The 19,124-nt window shown below is 72.8% G+C and carries 17 protein-coding genes; 4 read left to right on the forward strand and 13 right to left on the reverse strand.

Annotated elements, in window-relative coordinates; translation table 11 throughout:
* Positions 1-95: 95 nt before the first annotated feature.
* From I6A60_RS27685 to I6A60_RS27700, 4 genes are read right to left on the reverse strand one after another with little or no spacing between them, the layout of a single operon-like run.
* Entirely contained in the window at positions 96-1,280 is a 1,185-nt protein-coding gene (locus I6A60_RS27685) for an acyl-CoA dehydrogenase family protein (RefSeq protein WP_203021673.1), read from the reverse strand.
* Complete coding sequence (locus I6A60_RS27690) at positions 1,280-2,812, reverse strand: class I adenylate-forming enzyme family protein (RefSeq protein ID WP_203021672.1); 1,533 nt, start codon at positions 2,810-2,812, stop codon at positions 1,280-1,282. Before I6A60_RS27690 ends, I6A60_RS27685 begins: the two co-directional genes overlap by 1 nt.
* Positions 2,809-3,603, reverse strand: coding sequence for an enoyl-CoA hydratase/isomerase family protein (locus I6A60_RS27695; RefSeq protein WP_203021671.1), 795 nt, complete (start codon positions 3,601-3,603; stop codon positions 2,809-2,811). The genes I6A60_RS27690 and I6A60_RS27695 overlap by 4 nt, the downstream gene beginning before the upstream one ends.
* Positions 3,600-4,652 carry an acyl-CoA dehydrogenase family protein gene (locus tag I6A60_RS27700; RefSeq protein WP_203021670.1) on the reverse strand — a complete coding sequence of 351 codons (1,053 nt, stop codon included), beginning with the start codon at positions 4,650-4,652 and terminating at the stop codon, positions 3,600-3,602. Before I6A60_RS27700 ends, I6A60_RS27695 begins: the two co-directional genes overlap by 4 nt.
* A gap of 231 nt (positions 4,653-4,883) precedes the next feature.
* Here I6A60_RS27700 and I6A60_RS27705 point away from each other — a divergent pair, with 231 nt between their 5' ends.
* On the forward strand, positions 4,884-5,807 hold the full coding sequence (locus tag I6A60_RS27705) for an enoyl-CoA hydratase/isomerase family protein (RefSeq protein ID WP_238436375.1): 924 nt from the start codon (positions 4,884-4,886) through the stop codon (positions 5,805-5,807).
* Here I6A60_RS27705 and I6A60_RS27710 read toward each other — a convergent pair.
* The 3 genes from I6A60_RS27710 to I6A60_RS27720 all read right to left on the reverse strand — a co-directional run bounded on the left by I6A60_RS27710 (position 5,755) and on the right by I6A60_RS27720 (position 9,329).
* Entirely contained in the window at positions 5,755-6,708 is a 954-nt protein-coding gene (locus tag I6A60_RS27710) for an acyl-CoA thioesterase II (RefSeq protein ID WP_203021668.1), read from the reverse strand. The genes I6A60_RS27705 and I6A60_RS27710 overlap by 53 nt on opposite strands.
* A gap of 66 nt (positions 6,709-6,774) precedes the next feature.
* Positions 6,775-8,226, reverse strand: a complete 1,452-nt coding sequence (locus I6A60_RS27715) for an aldehyde dehydrogenase (protein WP_203021667.1) — start codon at positions 8,224-8,226, stop codon at positions 6,775-6,777.
* Between the two features lie 44 nt (positions 8,227-8,270).
* Entirely contained in the window at positions 8,271-9,329 is a 1,059-nt protein-coding gene (locus I6A60_RS27720; RefSeq protein WP_203021666.1) for a dihydrodipicolinate reductase, read from the reverse strand.
* 55 nt (positions 9,330-9,384) lie between these two features.
* Between I6A60_RS27720 and I6A60_RS27725 the strand changes: the two genes are divergently transcribed.
* Positions 9,385-9,801, forward strand: coding sequence for a glyoxalase (locus tag I6A60_RS27725; protein ID WP_203021665.1), 417 nt, complete (start codon positions 9,385-9,387; stop codon positions 9,799-9,801).
* 48 nt (positions 9,802-9,849) lie between these two features.
* Here the strand turns inward: I6A60_RS27725 and I6A60_RS27730 are convergent, their stop codons facing one another.
* Positions 9,850-11,484: an AMP-binding protein gene (locus I6A60_RS27730; RefSeq protein ID WP_203021664.1), complete on the reverse strand. Its 1,635-nt coding sequence runs from the start codon at positions 11,482-11,484 to the stop codon at positions 9,850-9,852.
* 336 nt (positions 11,485-11,820) lie between these two features.
* On the opposite strand from I6A60_RS27730, the gene I6A60_RS27735 reads away from it, so the two are divergent.
* Positions 11,821-12,888, forward strand: a complete 1,068-nt coding sequence (locus tag I6A60_RS27735; protein WP_203021663.1) for a TIGR03857 family LLM class F420-dependent oxidoreductase — start codon at positions 11,821-11,823, stop codon at positions 12,886-12,888.
* Between the two features lie 159 nt (positions 12,889-13,047).
* Here I6A60_RS27735 and I6A60_RS27740 read toward each other — a convergent pair whose 3' ends face one another.
* From I6A60_RS27740 to I6A60_RS27750, 3 genes are all read right to left on the reverse strand, one after another.
* Entirely contained in the window at positions 13,048-14,010 is a 963-nt protein-coding gene (locus I6A60_RS27740) for a hypothetical protein (RefSeq protein WP_203021662.1), read from the reverse strand.
* Positions 14,003-15,064, reverse strand: coding sequence for a phosphotransferase family protein (locus I6A60_RS27745; protein WP_203042660.1), 1,062 nt, complete (start codon positions 15,062-15,064; stop codon positions 14,003-14,005). The genes I6A60_RS27740 and I6A60_RS27745 overlap by 8 nt, the downstream gene beginning before the upstream one ends.
* A 71-nt stretch (positions 15,065-15,135) precedes the next feature.
* Positions 15,136-15,720 carry a TetR/AcrR family transcriptional regulator gene (locus I6A60_RS27750; RefSeq protein WP_203022186.1) on the reverse strand — a complete coding sequence of 195 codons (585 nt, stop codon included), beginning with the start codon at positions 15,718-15,720 and terminating at the stop codon, positions 15,136-15,138.
* Positions 15,721-15,798: 78 nt separating this feature from the next.
* On the opposite strand from I6A60_RS27750, the gene I6A60_RS27755 reads away from it, so the two are divergent.
* A complete protein-coding gene (locus I6A60_RS27755; protein ID WP_203022185.1) occupies positions 15,799-16,653 on the forward strand; it encodes an NAD(P)H-binding protein in 855 nt (284 codons plus the stop codon).
* Between the two features lie 77 nt (positions 16,654-16,730).
* On the opposite strand, the gene I6A60_RS27760 is transcribed toward I6A60_RS27755, so the two are convergent.
* Together I6A60_RS27760 and I6A60_RS27765 are read right to left on the reverse strand one after the other, a co-directional pair.
* Positions 16,731-18,191, reverse strand: coding sequence for an aldehyde dehydrogenase family protein (locus tag I6A60_RS27760; RefSeq protein WP_203022184.1), 1,461 nt, complete (start codon positions 18,189-18,191; stop codon positions 16,731-16,733).
* Complete coding sequence (locus I6A60_RS27765) at positions 18,191-18,961, reverse strand: SDR family oxidoreductase (protein WP_203022183.1); 771 nt, start codon at positions 18,959-18,961, stop codon at positions 18,191-18,193. The genes I6A60_RS27760 and I6A60_RS27765 overlap by 1 nt, the downstream gene beginning before the upstream one ends.
* Between the last annotated feature and the right edge of the window lie 163 nt (positions 18,962-19,124).

The following is a 19,124-nucleotide window of genomic DNA, read 5'->3' on the forward strand; positions in this document are numbered from 1 at the left end:
GGCCCCCCCCCCCCCCCCCCCCCCCGCCCCGCCCCCCCCCCCCCGCGGGGGGGCCCCCCCGGACCAGGACCGAGCGGCCAAAGCCCCGGGGGGCGTCAGGCGCTGCGGGGCATGCCGAGGATGCGTTCGGCGACGAGGTTGCGCTGGATCTGGGAGGTGCCGGCCGCGATCGTGTACTGCAGCGACCAGAGGTAGTCGCGGGCCGCCTCCCGGGCCCGGCCCGGGGCGCCGCCCAGGACCGGCCGGCCGAGCACCCGCAGGGTCAGCTCGGTGATCTCCTGGGCCAGCTCGCTGAACCGCAGCTTCACCGCCGACCCCGTCGGCGCCGGCAGGCCCGTCCGCTCGGCCTCGGCGATGCCCAGCTGGGTGAGGCGCCACAACGCCTCGACACTCGCCTCCAGCCGGCCGACCTGCTTGCGCAGCCCCGAGTCGTCCCACGCCGTCTGCCCGTCGGAGCCGGTCGGCGTCGTGCGCGCGACCTCGACCAGGGCCCGGATCTGGGAGCGCATCGTGATGACGTGCTGGGCGAACGCGGTGCCCCGCTCGAACCGCAGCGTCACGTTCGTGACCCGCCAGCCGTCGTTCTCCGCCCCGACCCGGTTGGTGACCGGGGCGCGGGCTCCGTCGAGGAAGACCTCGCAGAAGTGGCTCTCGCCGTCGATCGTGCGCATCGGGCGGACCTCGACGCCGGGCTGGTGCATGTCCAGGATCAGCCAGCTGATCCCCCGGTGCTTGCGCGCCTCCGGGTCGGTGCGGACCAGCAGCTCGCAGTAGTCCGCGACGTGCGCCCTCGTCGACCAGATCTTCTGGCCGTGGATGACGTACTCGTCGCCGTCGCGCACGGCCCTGGTCCGCAGCGAGGCCAGGTCCGAGCCCGCGTCGGGTTCGGAGAAGCCCTGGCACCAGACGTCGTCGCCGCGCAGGATCCGCGGCAGGTGGAAGGCCCGCTGTTCGTCGGTTCCCTCGGCGATGAGGGTCGGGCCGGCGTGCATCATCCCGACGAAGTTCACGCTGATGTAGGGCGCGCCCGCTCGGGCGTACTCCTCCAGGTACACCAGCTGCTGGCTGACCGCCACGCCCTGGCCGCCGAACGCCTTCGGCCAGTGCAGGCCCGCGTAGCCGGCATCGAACAGCTTGCGCTGCCAGGCCGTGTCATAGGCCCGCCGCGCCGGCCAGTCCCCGGGCGGCGGGGGCGCGCCGTGCGCCGGCACCGCCTGCTCCAACCAGGACCGCAGCTGGGCGCGGAACCGCTCGTCGGCCTCGCTGTAGGTGAGGTCCATCAGGTCTCCTGGTCGGTGACAGGTGTGGCGAGCAGGTCCTTGACTGCGGCAAGGTCGACCTTGCCCGAGGGGGTGCGCGGCAGCTCGGCGACGACGCGGATCTCGACCGGCAGCTCGTAGCCGGCCAGCACCCGGGCCGCGTCGGCCCTCAGCTGGTCGACCACTTCCTTGGCCCCGACCGCGGGCTCGGCCTCGGTCGCGTCCGCGCCGCCGAGGCGCAGCTCGACGGCCGCGACCGGCACGGCGCCCAGCCGCGGGTCGGGACGGCCCACGACGGCGGCGCCGCGCACCCGGGGATCGCGTTCCAGCACGGCCCGGACGTCCTCCGGGCGGATCTTGAAGCCGCCGCGGATGATCGCCTGATCGGCCCGGCCGAGAATCCACAGGAACCCGTCAGCGTCCAGGCGCGCGAGGTCCGTGGTCCGGACCCAGTCCGCCCCGTCGCCGAACTGGTGGGCCCGGACCTCCAGCAGGCCCTCGCCGTCCGGCGGCAGCGGCGTGAAGTCCTCCGCGTCGACGACGCGCAGCTCGACCCCGGCGTGCGCCCGCCCGACGCTGCCCCGCTTGGCCGACCAGTGCGCCTGGTGGTCGGCGAGGTTCCAGCCGGCGACGCCGCCGCCGAACTCCGTCGCCGCGTAAGAGACCAGCACAGGCACGCCGTACTTCGCCTCGAACGCGTCCGCGTCGTCCGGCGACAGCGGGGCCGTGCCGGAGATCGCCGAACGGACCGTGGCGAAGACGGCCGGGTCGAGATCGGCCTCCAGCACCATCCGCAGCGCCGTCGGGACGAGGCTGATCGTGCGCGGCTTGTGCCGGCGCACCGCGGCGGCCCAGTCGTCGACGGCGAACCGCTCCAGCAGGCACAGCGCGCGGCCGTCGTAGAGGCACTGCAGGATCCGGAACAGCCCGCCCATGTGCACGAGCGGCGCGTTGACGATCGCGACGCCGGAGCGCAGCCGGGGCGTGTCATCCCGGCTGGACTCGTAGTGTTTGGCCCCGACCAGGCCGCGGGTGAGCATCTCGTAGCCGAGCGGGATCCGCTTCGGCGGCCCGGTGGTACCGCTGGTCAGCATCTCGACGGCGACCTCCGGCCGCGCCACGCCGAGGTCGGCGGGCAGCTCGCCCGCGACGGTGACCGGCGCGCCGAGATCGGTCGTCGTCAGCACGAGGCGCGGGCCGCCGTCGTCGGCGAAGGTGGCGACGTCCTGGGGCGTGCCCGCGAGAATCGGCAGGCCGAGGCCCGCGAGGTCGGCACGGACCCGGTCGACACCCCGGCTCGGGTTGATCGTCACGACGCAGGCGCCTGCGCGCAGCAGCCCCACCAGCAGGCCGACATGGGCGGGCTGGTTGCGCAGCAGGACCCCGACCCGGGTGCCCGGAGCGGGTACGTGGGCGGCGACCGCGTCGGCGGTCGCGGCCAGCTGGCCCCAGGTGCGCCACTGGCCGTGGAACTCCAGGAACGGCGCGCGGGCGTCGAGGGCCAGCGTGGCGGCGATTCGGGCGGACAGCGCGCTCGGCCCGGCGGGGTTCATCGCAGCCTCGGCTGACGCTTGGGCAGCGGGTTGGCCTTGACCTCGGCCATGCCGATCGGGTTGCCCAGCCGGGTGTAGATCAATCCCTGCTCCATGGCCGCGCGGTAGGGCCGGTCCAGCGACTCCCAGATCGCGCGCACGGTCCCCTGGGTGGCCGACGACGGCTTCTCGGCGATGCCCGCCGCGATCTCGTGCGCCCTCGCCCACAGCTCCTCGCGGGTGACGACCTCGGAGACGAGCCCGATCCGCAACGCCGTGGCCGCGGTGACCCGCTCGTCGTTGCCCGACAGCGCGATCCGCAACGTCTCCCCCAGCCCGATCCTGCGCATCAGCCCGATCGGCTCCAACGCCAGCACCATCCCCCCGCTGACGTGCGAGTCGAAGAACGTCGCGTCCTGCGAGCAGATCACGATGTCCGACTCGTTGAGGAAGTAGAACGCCCCCGCCGTGCAGATGCCCTGCACCGCGCAGACGACCGGTTTCCAGACCTTCTGCCACTTCGGAGAGAGCAGCTCGCCGGGGTCCTCGTGGTTCCAGACGTCGTCCGGCTGGCCGTAGCTCTTCTTCACGTCCAGCCCGGCGCAGAACGCCCGGTCACCGGCGGCCCGCAGCACGACGGCGTTGACGGCCGGATCGTCCTTGACCCGCCGCCAGGCGTCGCGGATCTCCTCGCACATCTGGCGGTCGAACGCGTTCAACGCCTCGGGCCGGTTCAGCGTCAGCGTCGCCACCCGGTCCGGCGTCACCTCGTACGTGATCGTGCCGTACGGCGGCTTCGTCGTCCCCGTCATCCGTTCACCACCGTCGTCGTCCCGTCAAGGGCCACCCCCGGCTCCGCCGCGAGTGTGTCAGCCAGGGCCAGGGCGTGGTTGTCGGACGTGCCGAAGCCCTGTTCGAGCAGCCAGGCCCGCTTGAGGTAGTAGTGCGGCAGCATCTCCCAGGTGAAGCCCATCCCGCCCAGCACCTGCACGGCGGCCCGGCCGTTACCGATCCCCGCCTCGCCCGCCAGGAGCTTCGCGGCGCTCGCGGCGCGCACCGCGTCCCCGGCGCGCGGGTCGTCGATCATGGCGGCGGCCGCGTAGGTCGCGCTCCGGGCCAGCGCGACCCGGACGTACATGTCGGTGAGCAGGTGCTTGACGGCCTGGAAGGACCCGATCGGCACGCCGAACTGCTTGCGCTGCGCGGCGTAGCCGGCGGCCACGTCGAGCGCGCCCTGGGCGGTGCCGACCAGCAGCGCGGCCGACAGCGCGGTGCCGAGCAGCGCCAGGCGGGCCGCCTCCTCGGCCCCGCCGACCACCGTGCCGGACGGCAGGCTCTCGAACACCGCCGTCGGCGTCAGCGGGTCGAACGGCTCCCCCGCGACGGAGACCGGCAGGTCGGCCGTCGCTAGCCGCTCGACCCGGTCGGGATACAGCACGATCAGCACGTCGCTCTCGGGCGCGTGCTCGACGGCGACCGCGCCGGCGGGACGGCCGGGCTCGACCCGGACCCCGGCCACCCGAACCTCGCCCGCCTCGACGCCGGGAACAAGCGGCGCGGCGAGGGTCGACCAGAGCACCGGCCCGAGGCACAAGCTGCGCCCGAGCTCCTCGAAGGCGATGGCCACCTCCGCGGCGCCACCGGGCGCGACACCGTCGACCTCATCCGGGACGAGCATGCCGAGCACGCCGATCCCCGCGAGCTCCGACCAGGCCGCGGGAGCCGCAGGCCCACCCTGTGCTGTCTCGGGCCAGGTGCGGGCCTCCCGGGACGCGACCGCCGCCACGTCGAAATGGCCCTTGCAGAACGACACGACGGTGTCGCGTAGGGCGAGCTGTTCGTCACTGAGACGGAAGTCCATGCGTTGACGCTTCCCTCTGACTCGCTCCGGCCGGCGCTTTGGATCTTCTAAATATCCGGATATTTAACCTACGGTGCCGGGCGGTCACCGGGCAACGAACGCGGGGCCGCCGACCGCGGTGACGCCCCCCACTGGGGCGCAGGGCCGGTCGCACCCTGCCTCGCGTAGAAATATATAGATATTTCGCCTAGGATGACGCCGACCGAGGCTCAGAGGGAGAGGACGGCCGCGTTGACCGACGGACGCGTACTGCTGGAGCGGAATCCCGAGGCCGGGGTCGCCCGCATCACCCTCAACTGCCCCGAGCGGCGCAACTCCTACGACGCCGCGATGCGCGGCCAGCTCGCCGCCCTCCTCGACGACGCTGCCGGCGACGACGACGTCAAGGTCGTCCTGCTGCGCGGCGCCGGCGGCTACTTCTCGGCGGGCGCGGACATGCGCAACGCCTACGCCTGGTACGGCGAGGCACCGGCCAGGAACGAGGCGGGCACCTCGACGAACGGCGCCGCGACCAGCAACGGTGGGGCGAGCAACGGTGCCAGGCAGCGGCGGCCCAGCCAGCGCCGCCGCCTCACCGTCGACCGGCGGTCCTTCGGCTTCTACCACGAGTTCCTGGGGTTCCCGAAGGCCACCGTCGCCGAGGTCCGCGGGCTCGCGCTCGGCGGCGGCTTCGAGCTGGCGCTCATGGCCGACATCGCCGTCGTCGGCCGCGACGCGAAGCTCGGCATGCCCGCGACCCGCTTCCTCGGGCCCGCCCTCGGCTCGCTGCACATGTTCTTCCACCGGCTCGGCCCGGTCCTGGCTCGCCGACTGCTCCTGACCGGCGACACCCTCCCCGGCGCCGACCTGGCGCACCTCGGGATCTTCACCGAGGTCGTCGACGACGCCGACGTCGCCAGGCGGGCCGAGTGGTGGGCCAGGAAGGTCTCCCGCATGCCCGCCGACGGCCTCGTCATGGCGAAGGAGGCGTTCCGTCTCGTCGAGCAGCTGCAGGCCTACCAGGGCGAGGAGGTGCTGAGCTACCTCTTCCACGCCTACGGAACCAACCTCAGCTTCGAGCAGGGCGAGTTCAACTTCGTCAGGACCCGCGCCCAGCACGGCGTCAAGCGTGCCTTCGAGCTGCGGGACGAGCACTTCGAGGTTCCGGAGCCGTGACAGGTGCGTCCGGCGGCCGGCGCGCCGGGGGGCTGTGCCACAGGGCAGCCGTCTGGCTGCCCACACCCGCGAGCGAGCCGTCCGGAGCCCAGAGCCGCACCGAGCCGTGGCCGTAGCCGCCGGCCGCCTGCTCGGGGGTGCCGTCGACGAGGACCCAGTCGCTGTCGGGCGCCGCGCCGACCCGGATCGTGTTGTCCAGGCTCGACCCGGAACCACGGTCCCCGAGCGCGGCCATGACCATGGTCGGCACGGAGTCGGCCACCAGGGAGAGCAGGACGGGCCGGGTCGCCGGCCGGCCGGCGAAGCGGATCCAGAAACGCAGCCGAGGCCCGGCGTCGATCTCGCGCATCTCCACCAGGCCGAAGAATCCCGGCGACACGTCCGCCGGGAACGGCAGCCGGACCGGCGGGCAGGCCTCGGGCGGCGGCACGACGGGCATCGTCGCGACCACCCCGTCCGCGACGGTGGAGCTGGCCTCGCCGGACGCGCCCAGCCCGGCGAGCACGACCCGACCGTCGACGAGGCCGGTGACCCGGACCTGCGACGTGCGCCGGCCGGCGGCCAGCACCTCGGCGACGAGGTCGAGGCGCTCGCCGCGGGTCGGTGAGCCCACGAACTGCGCGGTCGCCCACCGCAGCGGCCGCTCGGTCGCCGTCTCGATGAGCGCGCCGACCAGGGAGAGCCCGGCGCCGCCGTACATCCGCCGCAGCTGGGTGAGATGACGCTCGGCCATCACGACGCTCGCACGGGTCGAGACGACCCCGTCGGCGTCGGCGCCGGCGTCGACCACGTCGAGGCCAAGCCACTGCAGGTCCGCGCGACGCCCCGCCTCCGCGCCCGCCGCCGGATCGGCTTCCTCGTCACCCACGGCGGGCTGCGCCGCTGTCGTCATGTCGGCCATGAACTCGACCCTACATTTAGTAATATCTAGATCTTTTGACGACCGGGACCGGGCGGTCGACCGGGCTCACCCGAAGGGCAGCACGACGGTGCGGGTCTCCAAGTAGGCCTCTACGCCCTCGGGGCCCATCTCCCGGCCGATCCCGGACTGCTTGAAGCCGCCGAACGGGCTGCGCGGCTCGACGACCGCGACCGAGTTGACCGCGCAGGTGCCGGTGCGGATCCGGCTGGCCACCGCGACGCCGCGGTCGGTGTCCGCGGTCCAGACCGAGCCCGACAGCCCGTAGTCGGAGTCGTTGGCGATGGCCACGGCCTCGTCGGTGTCCCGGTACCGGATCACGGTCACCACCGGGCCGAAGATCTCCTCCCGGGCGATCCGGCTGGTGTTCTCGACGTCGGCGAACAGCGTGGGCTCGACGTAGAAGCCCGCGTCGAGGCCGGCGGGGCGTCCGCCGCCGACGAGCAGCCGGGCGCCGCTCGCCACGCCGTCGGCGAGGTAGCCCTCGACGCGGTCACGCTGGCGCCCCGAGACCAGCGGGCCGACGTCCGTGGCGGGATCGCGGGGGTCGCCGACGACCAGGCCACGCACGTGGTCGGCCAGGGCGTCGACGATCTCGTCGTAGCGCGCGGCGGGCGCCAGGATGCGGCTCTGTGCCGCGCAGACCTGGCCGTTGTTCTGCAACCCGGAGTCCAGCAGCTGCGGGACGACGGTGGCGAGGTCGGCGTCGTCGAGGATGATCCCGGCCGACTTGCCGCCGAGCTCCAGCGTGCAGCGGCGCACGAGCTGGCCGCAGGTGGCACCGATCGTCCGGCCCGCCGCGCTGCTGCCGGTGAACGACACCTTGTCGACGCCGGGGTGGGCGACCAGGTAGCGGCCGAGGTCGGCACCGCCGGGGAGGATGCTCACCGCGCCGGCGGGCAGGCCCGCGTCGAGGAGAACCTCGGCGAGCAGGAAGGAGCTCACCGGCGCCTCGGGAGGCGGCTTCAGGATGATCGGGGTGCCGGCGGCGAGCGCGGCGCCGAGCTTCATGCAGGCGAGGAAGATCGGGACGTTCCACGGCACGATGCCGACGGCGACGCCGACCGGGACCTTCTGGATCAGGCACGGCCCGACCAGGCCGGCGCGTCGCTCCTCGAAGGGGAACCGTTCGGCCAGCTCGGCGTAGCCGTCGAGGACCATCGCGGGCGCGATCGCCTGGCCGAACAGCGAGAACTTCGCCGGCGAGCCCATCTCGTCGGTGATCAGCCCGGCCAGCTCCTCGGCGCGGGCCTGCAGGCCGGCGGACACCCGGCGGATCACCTCCGCGCGGTCCTTGCCGGTCGTCGCCGCCCAGTCGCCACCGTCCAGGGCCGCCCGCGCCGCGCCGATCGCCGCGTCGGCGTCGGCCTCGACGGCCAGCGGGACGGTTGCCACCTGGCGCTGGTCGTGCGGCGAACGGACCTCGATGCGCTCGGCCGAGGCCGGGTCGCGCCACCTGCCGCCGACGAGCAGTTGGTCGCGTTCGATCACTGTGGTCACGCCATCGCCTCCGGGAGGAGCTCGGGACTACCAGAAGTTCGGGACTAGCGGTGCAGATGCGGGGGCTGGGCCACCGGCAGGTCGAGGTGCGTGCGCAGGCCGGGCGGCGCGGCGACGACGACGGGGATCGCGTTGACCGCAGCCATCGCCGTCCAGATCCGGCCCCAGTAACCGATGTCGCCGTCCGGGCCAGGCTCGGTCGGCTCGTAGTTCACCCGGAACGACGGCAGGCCGGTGAAGTAGAGCGAGTACTTGGCGTTCTCGTAGCCCCAGTCGGGCTCGGTGACGTCGTCCATCCGCCAGTAGGACCGGAAGATCACTACCGGCTTGCCGCCGTTCCACACGCGCCATTCGAGGCGCATCCCGGCGACGTGCCCCCGCTGGATCGAGCCGGCCCGCACGGTGACGTCCCTGACCGCGACCGCGGGCTCCCAGGTGAAGTCGTAGTCCTCGACCTCGATGCCCAGGCCGGCGGCCAGCAGGTAGATCGACTCCTTGAAGGTCCGCCCCATCGTGGCGAACATGCGGGGTGGATCGGCCAACAGGTCGTCGGGGTGGCGGCCGAAGCCCAGGCCGTCGAACATCATGGCCGCCGACGGGTGGTTGCGGAAGTCGCCGACCTCCTGCACGACGAGCTCGTCGATGCGCGAGCTCAGCCGGGCGAACGTCAGGGGGAGCAGGTCGCCGGCGAACCCGGGGTGGATGCCGGAACCGAACAGCGAGACCCCGCCCTGCTGGCAGGCCTCCTCCAGCCGGTCCCTCAGGTCGGCGTCGAGCGCGGGCGGGTAGGTGAAGCCCGACGGCGTCACCAGGTTCTTGCCGCTGCGCAGGATGCTGACGATCTCGTCGACGTCGACGTAGAGGGGCGCGTAGTTCACGCAGTCGGCCTCCAGCGCCAGCAGCGCCTCGACGTCGCGGGTCGCGAGCACGCCGATCGGGTCGATCCCCGCGAGCTCCCCGACGTCCCGGCCGTCCTTCTCCGCCGACGTCACGTAGCAGCCGACGACCTCGAACGCGGGGTTGTCGACCAGGTGGCGCACCGAGATCTGCCCGATACTGCCCATCGCCCACTGGATGACCCGCCACGGACGCGTGCTCGCCACAGCCAAGCCCCTCTCGTCGCCCATCCCTGCCCCGATAGGTCTATATGATTCTGCCGTGACGAGCGCGAAACTCCACCATGTCGTCTTCTGCGTCCGGCCCGAGAACCAGGAGCGGGCCGCCGACTTCTGGCGCGACCTCGGGATGACCTTCGGCGAGGTCCCGTTAGCCGAGGAGGGCATCCGGGTCCTGCTCGACTGGTCAGCCGGGATCGAGATCATCTCGCCGACCCAGCCGGAGGGCACCGAGACGGCCCGCTTCCAGGCCTTCCTCGACGAACGTGGCGAAGGGATCTACTCCGCGGTGGTCCGCACGTCGGACATCGAGGGCCCGATCTCCGTCGCCGCCCAGTACGGCGCCCCGGTCCGGTACCGCCAGCACCGGGAGACGGGCGACATCGTCGTGGACGAGGCCGACCTCGAGCCGGTGTGCGGCATGCCGGTGACCCTGCTGGCCACGAACCTGCCGGACTGACACCCACCCGTTCCCGACGGCCGGCTCAGCCCGTTCCCGACGGCCAGCTCAGCGCTTCTCGTAGGTGATCCCGGCGGCCTCGACGTCCCAGGTCGCCGGGGTGACGCCCTCGGTGCGCAGCTCGCGCTTGAGGACCCGGCCGACCGGGCTACGCGGAAGCTCGTCGCGGAACTCGATGTAGCGCGGCAGGACGAAGTACGGCAGCGCGTCGACGCACCAGCGGAACAGCTCCTCCTCGGTCAGCGCGGAGCCGGCGACCCGGGTCGCGGTCACCTTCACGTCGTCCTCGGTGAGCTGGCTGGGGACCGCGTGCACGGCGACGTCGGCGAGCTGCCCGTGGCCCATCAGGATCCGCTCGACCTCGAAGCTCGCGATGTTCTCGCCGCGCCGGCGCAGGTAGTCGGCCTTGCGGTCGACGAAGTACAGGTAGCCGTCCCCGTCGACCTTCCCGATGTCGCCGGTGTGGTACCACCAGTTCCGGCTGGTCTCGACCGTGACCTCGGGCCGTCCCCAGTAGCCCTCGAACATCACGTGGGCGCGCTTCGGCCGGATCACGATCTCCCCGTCGGACCCGGACGGCAGCTCGTTGTCCTCGTCGTCGAAGATCCGCACGTCGAAGTACTCGGTGTTCACGATCCCGGCGGCCCGTGGCCTGTTGCGGACCCCCGGCGGCTGCCAGGAGATCAGGCTCGCCTCCGTCACCCCGTAGGCGCCCGAGAACGTGTCGATGCCGAACCGCGAGCGGATCACGTCGTCTACCTCGGGCGGCAGCGGCGCCGCGCCCATCAGCCGAAGCGAGGTGTTCGCCGCCGCGGCACCCGAGCGCGGCATCTCCGGCCGGTCCACGTCGTGCGCCAGCAGGTACGCCATCGTGCCCAGCGTCGAGGTCAGCGTCGCCCCGGTCCGGTTCATCTCCGGCCAGAAGTTCGACACCGAGAACCGCCGGAAGATCGCCCCACGCCCGCCGTACACCAGCGTCCCGACCACCGCCGTGACCAGCGCGTTGTAGTGGAACATCGGCAGCGGCGTCCAGATCACGTCGTCGGCCGTCCGGCCCCAGCTGTACCCGATCTGGCGAGCCAGCGCCTCGTGGTAGTTGTGGCTGAGCATGCAGCCCTTCGACAGCCCCGTCGTCCCACCGGTGTAGATGAACGTCGCCAGATCCGACGGCCGGCGGGCGACCGGGCCGGCCAGTGCCGGCGCGGTGAGCAGGTCGTCGAGGCGGTGGCCGGTCGCGCCGGGGAACGCCGGCGCGGGTGCGTCACCGGTGACGACCACGTGCGCCAGCTCGTCGAGGTCGGCGGACACGGCGGCCGCCCGCTCGGCGAGGTCGGCGGCGACGACCAGCACCCGCGCGCCCGAGTCGCGCAGCTGGTGGCGCAGGTACTCGCCCTTGTACGCCGTGTTGATCGGCACCGCCACGGCGCCCGCCCACTGCGCCGCCCACCACGCGACCAGCATCTCCGGGGAGTTCTCCAGCAGCATCGCCACCCGGTCACCGGGCGCGACCCCGAGCTCCTGGAGGCCGCCGCCGAGCCGGGCCGCGGCCGTGCCGACCTCGGCCGCCGTCAGCTTGGTGCCGCAGACGTCCAGGTACTCGGCGTCCGGCTCCTGTTCGATCCGCCGCTCCAGCAGCTCGGTGGTCGTGTGCCGCGGGGCACTGCCCCAGACGCCGTCACTCACCTGACCAGTCCCCTCCTCGCCGGCGCCACCGCCGGTGATACATCTAGATATAACGCCCCTCCGGGCGGAGGTCGGGCCGACCGCGGGTAGCGCCGACATCCCGACTCTAAACATATATATGTTTATCGTCACCTGTGCGGGACGGGCCACTGCCACCAGATGGCGTCCGGCGGCGAGCTGGCCGTCGAGGCCCGACCGGCCAGGCGCAGTTCACCCGCCCGGCGTTGCATCCCGCACTACCTCTAGATATTTTGCGACAACAGGGCCAACCACCAGGCTGGTGGACATCGGCGTGCCGGCGCGGGCTCGGCGTCCCCGTCCTTCGAGGAGCAGATCATGACGACGAACGACGCCGAGACCGCCCGGGTGCACGAGGAGCTCGCCTGCTACCTGCTGGCCGGTCAGCCGGCCTCGTCGCGCGACCTCGTCGCCGAGGCCATCGGCGCCGAGCAGCTCGGCCTGGGCACCGCCTACATCTCCGAGCGGTACAACAAGAAGGAGGCGGCGACCCTGTCCGGGGCCGCCGGCGCCGTCACCGAGCGGATCACCATCGCGACCGGGGCGACCAACCACAACACCCGCCACCCGATGGTCACGGCCGGCTACGCCCGCACGATGCAGAGCCTCACCGGCGGCCGTTTCGTGCTCGGGCTCGGCCGCGGCGTCCCGACCATGCAGGACGCGTACGGCATCCCCCGGATCACGACGGCCCAGATCGAGGACTTCGTCGACATCGTGCGCCGGCTGTTCCGCGGCGAGGCGATCATCGGCCACAAGGGCCCTGCCGGCTCCTGGCCGGTGCTGCACCTCGACGGGAGCCTGGACGAGCACCTGCCGATGGGCATCACGGCCTTCGGCCCGCAGACGCTCGAGCTCGGCGGCCGGCTGTTCGACCAGGTCGTGCTGCACACGTTCTTCACCGACGAGACCACGGCACGCGCCGTGGCCACGGTGAAGCGCGCCGCCGAGCAGGCCGGGCGCGACCCCGACTCGGTCAAGGTCTGGTCCTGCTTCGCGACGATCGGCGACCACGTCCCGGCGGACAAGCGGCTCATGAAGCTCGTCGGCCGGCTGGGAACCTACCTGCAGGGCTACGGCGACCTGCTCGTGCGCACCAACGGCTGGGACCTGAAGGTGCTGGAGCGGTTCCTCGCCGACCCGGTCATCAAGGGCGTGCGCGGCCTCGACGTGACCGGCACCCCGGAGCAGCTCGCGCACGCCGCGACCCTGATCCCGGCCGAATGGCTCGCCCCGGCCGCCACCGGCTCCCCGGCCGAGTGCGTGGCGGCCGTCCGCAACCAGCTGGCCCTCGGCTGCGACGGCGTCATCCTGCACGGCGCCACCCCCACCGAGCTCGCCCCCATCGTCGCCGAGTACGCCGCCACAGCGACGGTCACCGCCTGACCCGACGGGCCCGGGAGGGCGCGGGCCCGGGAGGCACCGCGCCCCGACCGTCCCCGTCCGTGGGCTTGATCGCGGTTTTGGCCCTCCAATGGTCGTAACGGGCGAGTTTCTACGACCACCCGAGGGCTGAAACGGCGATCATGACCGCCGATGTTGGTGCTACTCGGCGCCCTGCGGGGCCTCGTAGCGGCTCGCTTCGAACCAGCCTCGGCAGGTGCCCTCCCAGCCGGTGACCCGGGCCTCGACCAGGGTGCGCCAGTAGGGCCACTGCTCGGGTTCCCGGCAGGTGTGGGCGGTGTCGAAACAGACGCTGGGCGTCACAGGGGCGAGCGCCGCCTCGATCCGGGCGCCGTCGGCCGCCTCGAAGCGCAGCACTCCAGGGGAGAGCGTGTTCGCCTCGTCGTCGTAGCCGACGGTGCCGTCGACCCAGCGCAGCCGGCGCAGCTCCCCCGACCGTTCCCGCAGGTAGCCGGAGCCACGGCCGTGCAGCGGGGAGCCGACGAAGTAGAGCTGCCGGTCCTCGCCCTGCAGGTCGCCGATCGCGAACGGCACCCGCCATTCCCGCGGCCCCCACGACCGGTCCCGCTGGGCGCCGGCGCGCACCTGCCACCGGCGGCCACCCACCGAGACGGTGCCGGACGCCGTCATCGACTGCTCGAAGCGGCCGGTCGGGTACGCGGTGTCGGCGGCCGGGGCCGCGGATATGCAGTCGCTGGTCGACGCGCAGACGAGGTCGATCGAGACGGGCACATAGGCACCCGAGCCAGAACCGGACCGGGTCAGGAACGTCCCCGCGCAGGTGAAGTGGGCGCCGACCAGCGGCGGCCGCGGCTGCCAGCCGAACCGCAGGCCCCACTGGTCATAGGCCGGCCCCGCGGCCAGGTCGACGTGGTCGAGCGCCAGGCGCGACTCGTCGACGCCGTGCCACGCACCGTCCACGTGGACGAAGCACCACAGCATCGCCCGCCGCTGGTTCGGCAGCAGGCCCAGGCGGAAGAAGCCGGCGGGGCCGCCGTCCAGGTCGATCCAGGAGAAGTACCAGGACTCGCTCCACGACCAGTCGCCAGGATCGGACGGGTGCCGGCTCTCGTCCGCCGGGGTGAAGGCGCCTGTCTCAAGCACGCAGAGCCCTTTCCACGGTCTTCTCCCAGCGGCCGACCATCGGGTTCGCCGTCTCGATCGTCCCGCCCGCGAGCCCCCACTGGATCATCGCGCGCGTCGCCGTCACGCACAGCACCGTGACGCCGAACGCCGTCCAGTAGCCACGGTCCCGGGCCGGCCGGCCCGTCACGCGGCTCCACCGGGCCCACGTCTCGTCGGCGGACGGCTGGCCGTCGACCGGACGCTCGGCACCGGCCCGGTGCAGGCCGTCGAAGAAGAGCCCGTAGGCGACGTCGGCGGCGGGGTTGCCCAGGTAGGCGACCTCGAAGTCGACCAGCGCCCGGGCCGTGGTCCCGGCGAGCAGGCAGTTCGCGATGCGGGCGTCGCCCATGCAGACCGCCGGGTCGTCGTCGGCACCGGCGGGCAGGTTGTCCCGCAGCCAGTCCAGCACCCGCAGCTGTCGCGGGACACTCGCCGCCGGTGCGACGTCCAGGAGCGCGGCCCGCCAGTAGTCGAGGACGTCCAGCGCGCCACGCGGCCCATGGCTGGCATCGGGGACCTTCGCCGCGTCGACCGAGTGAAGCGCGGCCAGCGCGTCGTAGAACGACTCCCAGACCACCCGCACGACCTCGGGGCCCTCGCCGCGCAGCCACGCGTCGTCGTGCGGGCCGGCCGAGGTGGCGTCCGCCAGGGCACGCCCCTCGACGTACTCCATCGCGAAGCACCGCAGGCCGGTGGCCATTCCGGTATCCGTCGCGAACACCAGGGGCACCGGCGCGCCGAGGGCGCCGGCGGCCGCCAGGATGCTGGCCTCCCGGCAGGCGTCACGCTGGTGCACCACGTTCGGCGGCTGGGGGGCCTTGAGGATCATCGGTACGACGCCACCGGGCGCGACGGCGTCCAGGCGCCAGACCCCGTTCGAATGGCCGCCGGGCAGCTTGCGCAGGGTCACAGCCGACACCGCCGGGTTCACCGTGGCGGCGAGCCAGGCCGCGATGCGCTCCGCGTCGAGGCCGGCCGCCTCGGCGGGGTCCAGGTCACGGTCAGCGGCATCGGGTAATTCGCCGGTGCTCATTCCCTTCAGCTCCTCACGAACGGGGATCGGAATATATCCAAATGTTTAGACGCGCGCGCGGTCTCACCGCATCAGGCCGACGAGCTGTCGGGCCGGCCGGACGGCGACCCCGGATCGGCCGGGCGCAGACCGGCGAGAACGATCTGCAGACCGAGGCCCTGCCGTTCGGCCGGCAGCTGCTGCTCGATGGCCAGCGCTCCACCGAGGACCGCGTGCAGCTCGACGACGGACAGGTCCGGGCGGACCGCACCGGCCTGCTGGGCCGCGCGCAGCAGCACGTCGAGGCCGCCGGTCAGCCGACGGGCGGCCTGGTCCCCGTCGGAGCCGAGGGTCCCACCCAGCGCCGCCGTCAGCATCAGGTTGTGCCGCGCCTCGCGGGCGAGCTCGGCGAGGAAGTCGAAGAAGTCGACGGCCGGATCGCCGTGGAGCCGTTCGACCTGGTCGGCCAGCCGGTCGAGCCGGTCGGTGACGACCGCGGCGACCAGCGACTCCTTGGTCGGGAAATGCCGGTGGACCGTGCCCGGGCCGACGCCGGCCAGCCGCGCGATGGTGTCCAGCGGCACGTCCGCGCCGTCCCGCGCGAACGCTTCACCGGCCGCGGCAAGGATCTTCGCGCGGTTGCGCAGGGCGTCCGCGCGTGGCGCCCGCTCCGGCATCGTCGCCTCCTTGTAAGCGGGGCGCACGCCCCGGTATATTTCCGGGGCGCAGACCCCGTTTACATCGTAGGAGGCGCCATGACCATCGCTGTCACGGGCGGGAACGGCGAGTTCGGCCGTGCCGTCCTGGAATCGCTGCCGGCCCGGACCTCCGAGCCGATCGTGGGGACCGTCCGTGACCTCGCGAAGGTCGCGCCCGTCCCCGGAGTGGACTACCGGCCAGGCGACTTCGACGACCCGGCCGCCTTCCAGGCCGCGCTGCGTGGCGTCGACGTCGCGCTGATCAACGCGACGTTCTTCGGAGCCGAGCCTGCGCGCCGGCTCGCGCGCGTCACCGCGGCCCTTCGTGCAGCCGCCGACGCCGAGGTCAGCCGGATCGTGCTGACCAGCTGGTCCGATCTCGACAACGCGACGGTGCCCGCCGTGCGGGACTACAAGGACCTCGAAGCGGCCGCGACGAGCGCCGGCCCGGCCGTGACGATCCTGCGCATGGCGTCCGGGCTGGCCGACGCGTTGGCGCGCGACGTCGTCTGGGGCAGGGCTGGCGGCGAGCTCGTCGCGCCCGCGGGCCGCGCGGCGGCCACACCCGCGGCCATTGCCGACCTGGCCGAGGCGACGGCCGCGGTGCTCACCGAGCCCGGCCACGACAGCCTCGTCCACGAGCTCACCGGGCCCGACCAGGTCACCTGGGACCAGCTGGCCGAGCTGGCCGGGGTGCCCTTCCGGGCCGTCAACGAGGACGAGTACCTCGACTACCTCGTCCGCTTCGCCCTGCCGCCGACGGTCACGCGGCAGCTCCTCGAGCTGTTCGCCGACTTCCGCGGCACCTGGGCGAGCGCACCGACGCCGACCCTCGCGCACCTCGTCGGACACGCACCGACGCCCGGGACGGAGGCGGTCGCACGGCGGGTTGCCCGTTTTCCGACGAGCTGACCGGACCAGGCGACGGACCGCCCGCGACCCGCGCCGGCGCCGCCCATCCGGTCGGACGGGCGGCGCTGGCGGGGATGTCAGGCCGGCCAGCCGACGGTCTTGGTCTCGGTGAAGATCTCCAGGCCCTCGATGCCGCACTGGCGCCCGATGCCGGACTGCTTGTAGCCACCGAACGGGGCGTCGGCCCCGTACCAGAGACCACCGTTGAGGCCGAGGGTGCCCGTCCGGATCCGGCGCGCCACGCCCTTCGCCCGGTCCAGGTCGGCGGACATGATCACCCCGGAGAGGCCGTACACCGAGTCGTTGGCGATGCGAACCGCGTCGTCGTCGTCCTCGAAGCCGATCACGACGAGGACCGGGCCGAAGATCTCCTCCTGCGCGATCGTCATGCCCGGCGTGACGTCGGCGAACAAGGTCGGCTCGACGAAGAAGCCGCGGTCGAGGTCCTTCGGCACCCCACCGCCGAGGACGACGCGGGCGCCCTCGGCCCGGCCCTTCTCGATATAGCCGAGAACCCGCTCCTGCTGGCGCTTCGAGACCTGCGGGCCCTGCAGCACCGACGGGTCGGTCGGGTCGCCGTACTTCACGCCGGCGAACGCCGCCGTCGCCAGCTCGATCGCCTCGTCGTAGCGCGAGTTCGGGACCAGCAGCCGGGTCGGCATGGCGCAGCCCTGGCCCGCGTGCATGCAGACCATCGCCGCGCCCGGGATCGCCTGGGTGAAGTCGGCGTCGTCCAGCAGCAGGTTCACCGACTTCCCGCCGAGCTCCAGGAACGTCGGCTTCACCGTCTCGGCCGCGGCCGCCATGATCCGCCGGCCGGTGACCGTCGAGCCGGTGAAGGCGATCATGTCGACCAGCGGCGACGTCGACAGCACCTCCCCCACCAGGTGGTCCGACGACGGGACGATGTTGACGACGCCCGGCGGGATGTCGGTGTGCTCGGCGATCAGCCGGCCGAGCCGGGTGGTGTTCCAGGGCGTGTCCGGCGCGGGCTTCAGCACGCAGGTGTTGCCCATGGCGAGGATCGGCCCGAGCTTGTTCAGCGCGATCTCGAACGGGAAGTTCCACGGGGTCACCACGCCGACGACCCCGACCGGCTCCTTCCACACCTCCCGCGCCGACGGATAGCCCATCCCGAACGCGTCCTTCGGGGGGAGCGTCCGCGTCCACCCGAACGACTCGATCTGCTCGGCCGGCCAGCGCAGCGCCTCCTTCAGCGGCGCGTCCAACTGCGGGCCGTACGTGGTGAGCACGGGGCAGCCGACCTCGGCGACGAGCTCGGCCCGCAACTCCTCGGCCTCCCGCTCGATCGCGGCCTGCAGCTGCAGGAGCGCCTTCTTGCGGCCGGCGTGGTCCCGAGCCCAGTCCGACTGGTCGAAGGCCGCCCGCGCCGCGTCGACCGCGCCCCGCATGTCCGCGCGGGACGCGTCCGCGGTCACGCCGAGGACCTCCTCGGTCGCCGGGTTGACGTTGTCGAAGACCCGGCCCCCTTCGGCGTCGACGAGCCTGCCATTGATCAACATGCGCTGCTCGGACATCACTTCTCCAGGAGGGCGGTGGTCGCAGGGGCCCGCGGGACGAGGGTGAGCGACGGGATCGCGCTGCTCGCGCCACAGTGCAGCGCAGCGATCGTGACGTCAACGAGGTGGTCGACGTCAATGAAATGTCCGGTGAAGTAGCCGAGGCGTTGCCATTCGGCTACCGCCTGGCTGATGTGCTCCGGGTCGTTGCCGACCAGCGAGCCGGTCGCGGAGTCGCCCTCGCCACCCAGGCAGTCCCCGATCGTGAGGCGGGTGAAGCCGATGGAGGGGTGCTCGACGCGCCACGCCTCGACGAGCTTGTCGAGCGCCGCCTTGCTCGCCGCGTAGCCGCCGACGAAGGGCCACGGCGGCCCCCCGGACGCGCTGATCGACGACAGATAGACGGCCGAGCCGCCCGCCTGGGCCAGATGCGGCAGCGCGGCCGCCGTCACCAGCGCGGCGCCGGTGACGTTGGTCGCGAACAGCTTCCCCCAGCCGGCCGCGTCCATCTGGTCGAGCGGCTTGATCGTGATGACGCCGGTGGAGTACACGACGCCGTCGATACCGCCGAGCGCGTCCGCCGCCTGGGCGACCGCGTTCCGGCAGGACGTCTCGTCGGTGACGTCGCACTCGATCGCGACCGCCCCGTCGCCCGCCTCGCGCACCGCCGCGTCCAGCCGGTCCCGCCGGCGGGCGAGCATCGCGACCTGCTTTCCCTGCCGGGCGAGCCCGAGCGCGATGCAGCGTCCCAGGCCGCTGGAGGCCCCGACGACGACCACGCGCTTCACGCGATCGCCTTCGCACGCTCGGGGCGGCCGCCGGCAGGTCTGCGTCGCGTCATCGTGAGCCGCCGCCCCTCGGGGATAACTCGGCCCGCGGCCGGACCGGCCCGGTCCACTCTGTGCGCCTTCTACAGTCTGTGCGCCTTCTACAGTCTGTGCGCCTTCTACA

Source organism: Frankia sp. AgB1.9 (genome assembly GCF_016786355.1).
Lineage (GTDB): Bacteria > Actinomycetota > Actinomycetes > Frankiales > Frankiaceae > Pseudofrankia.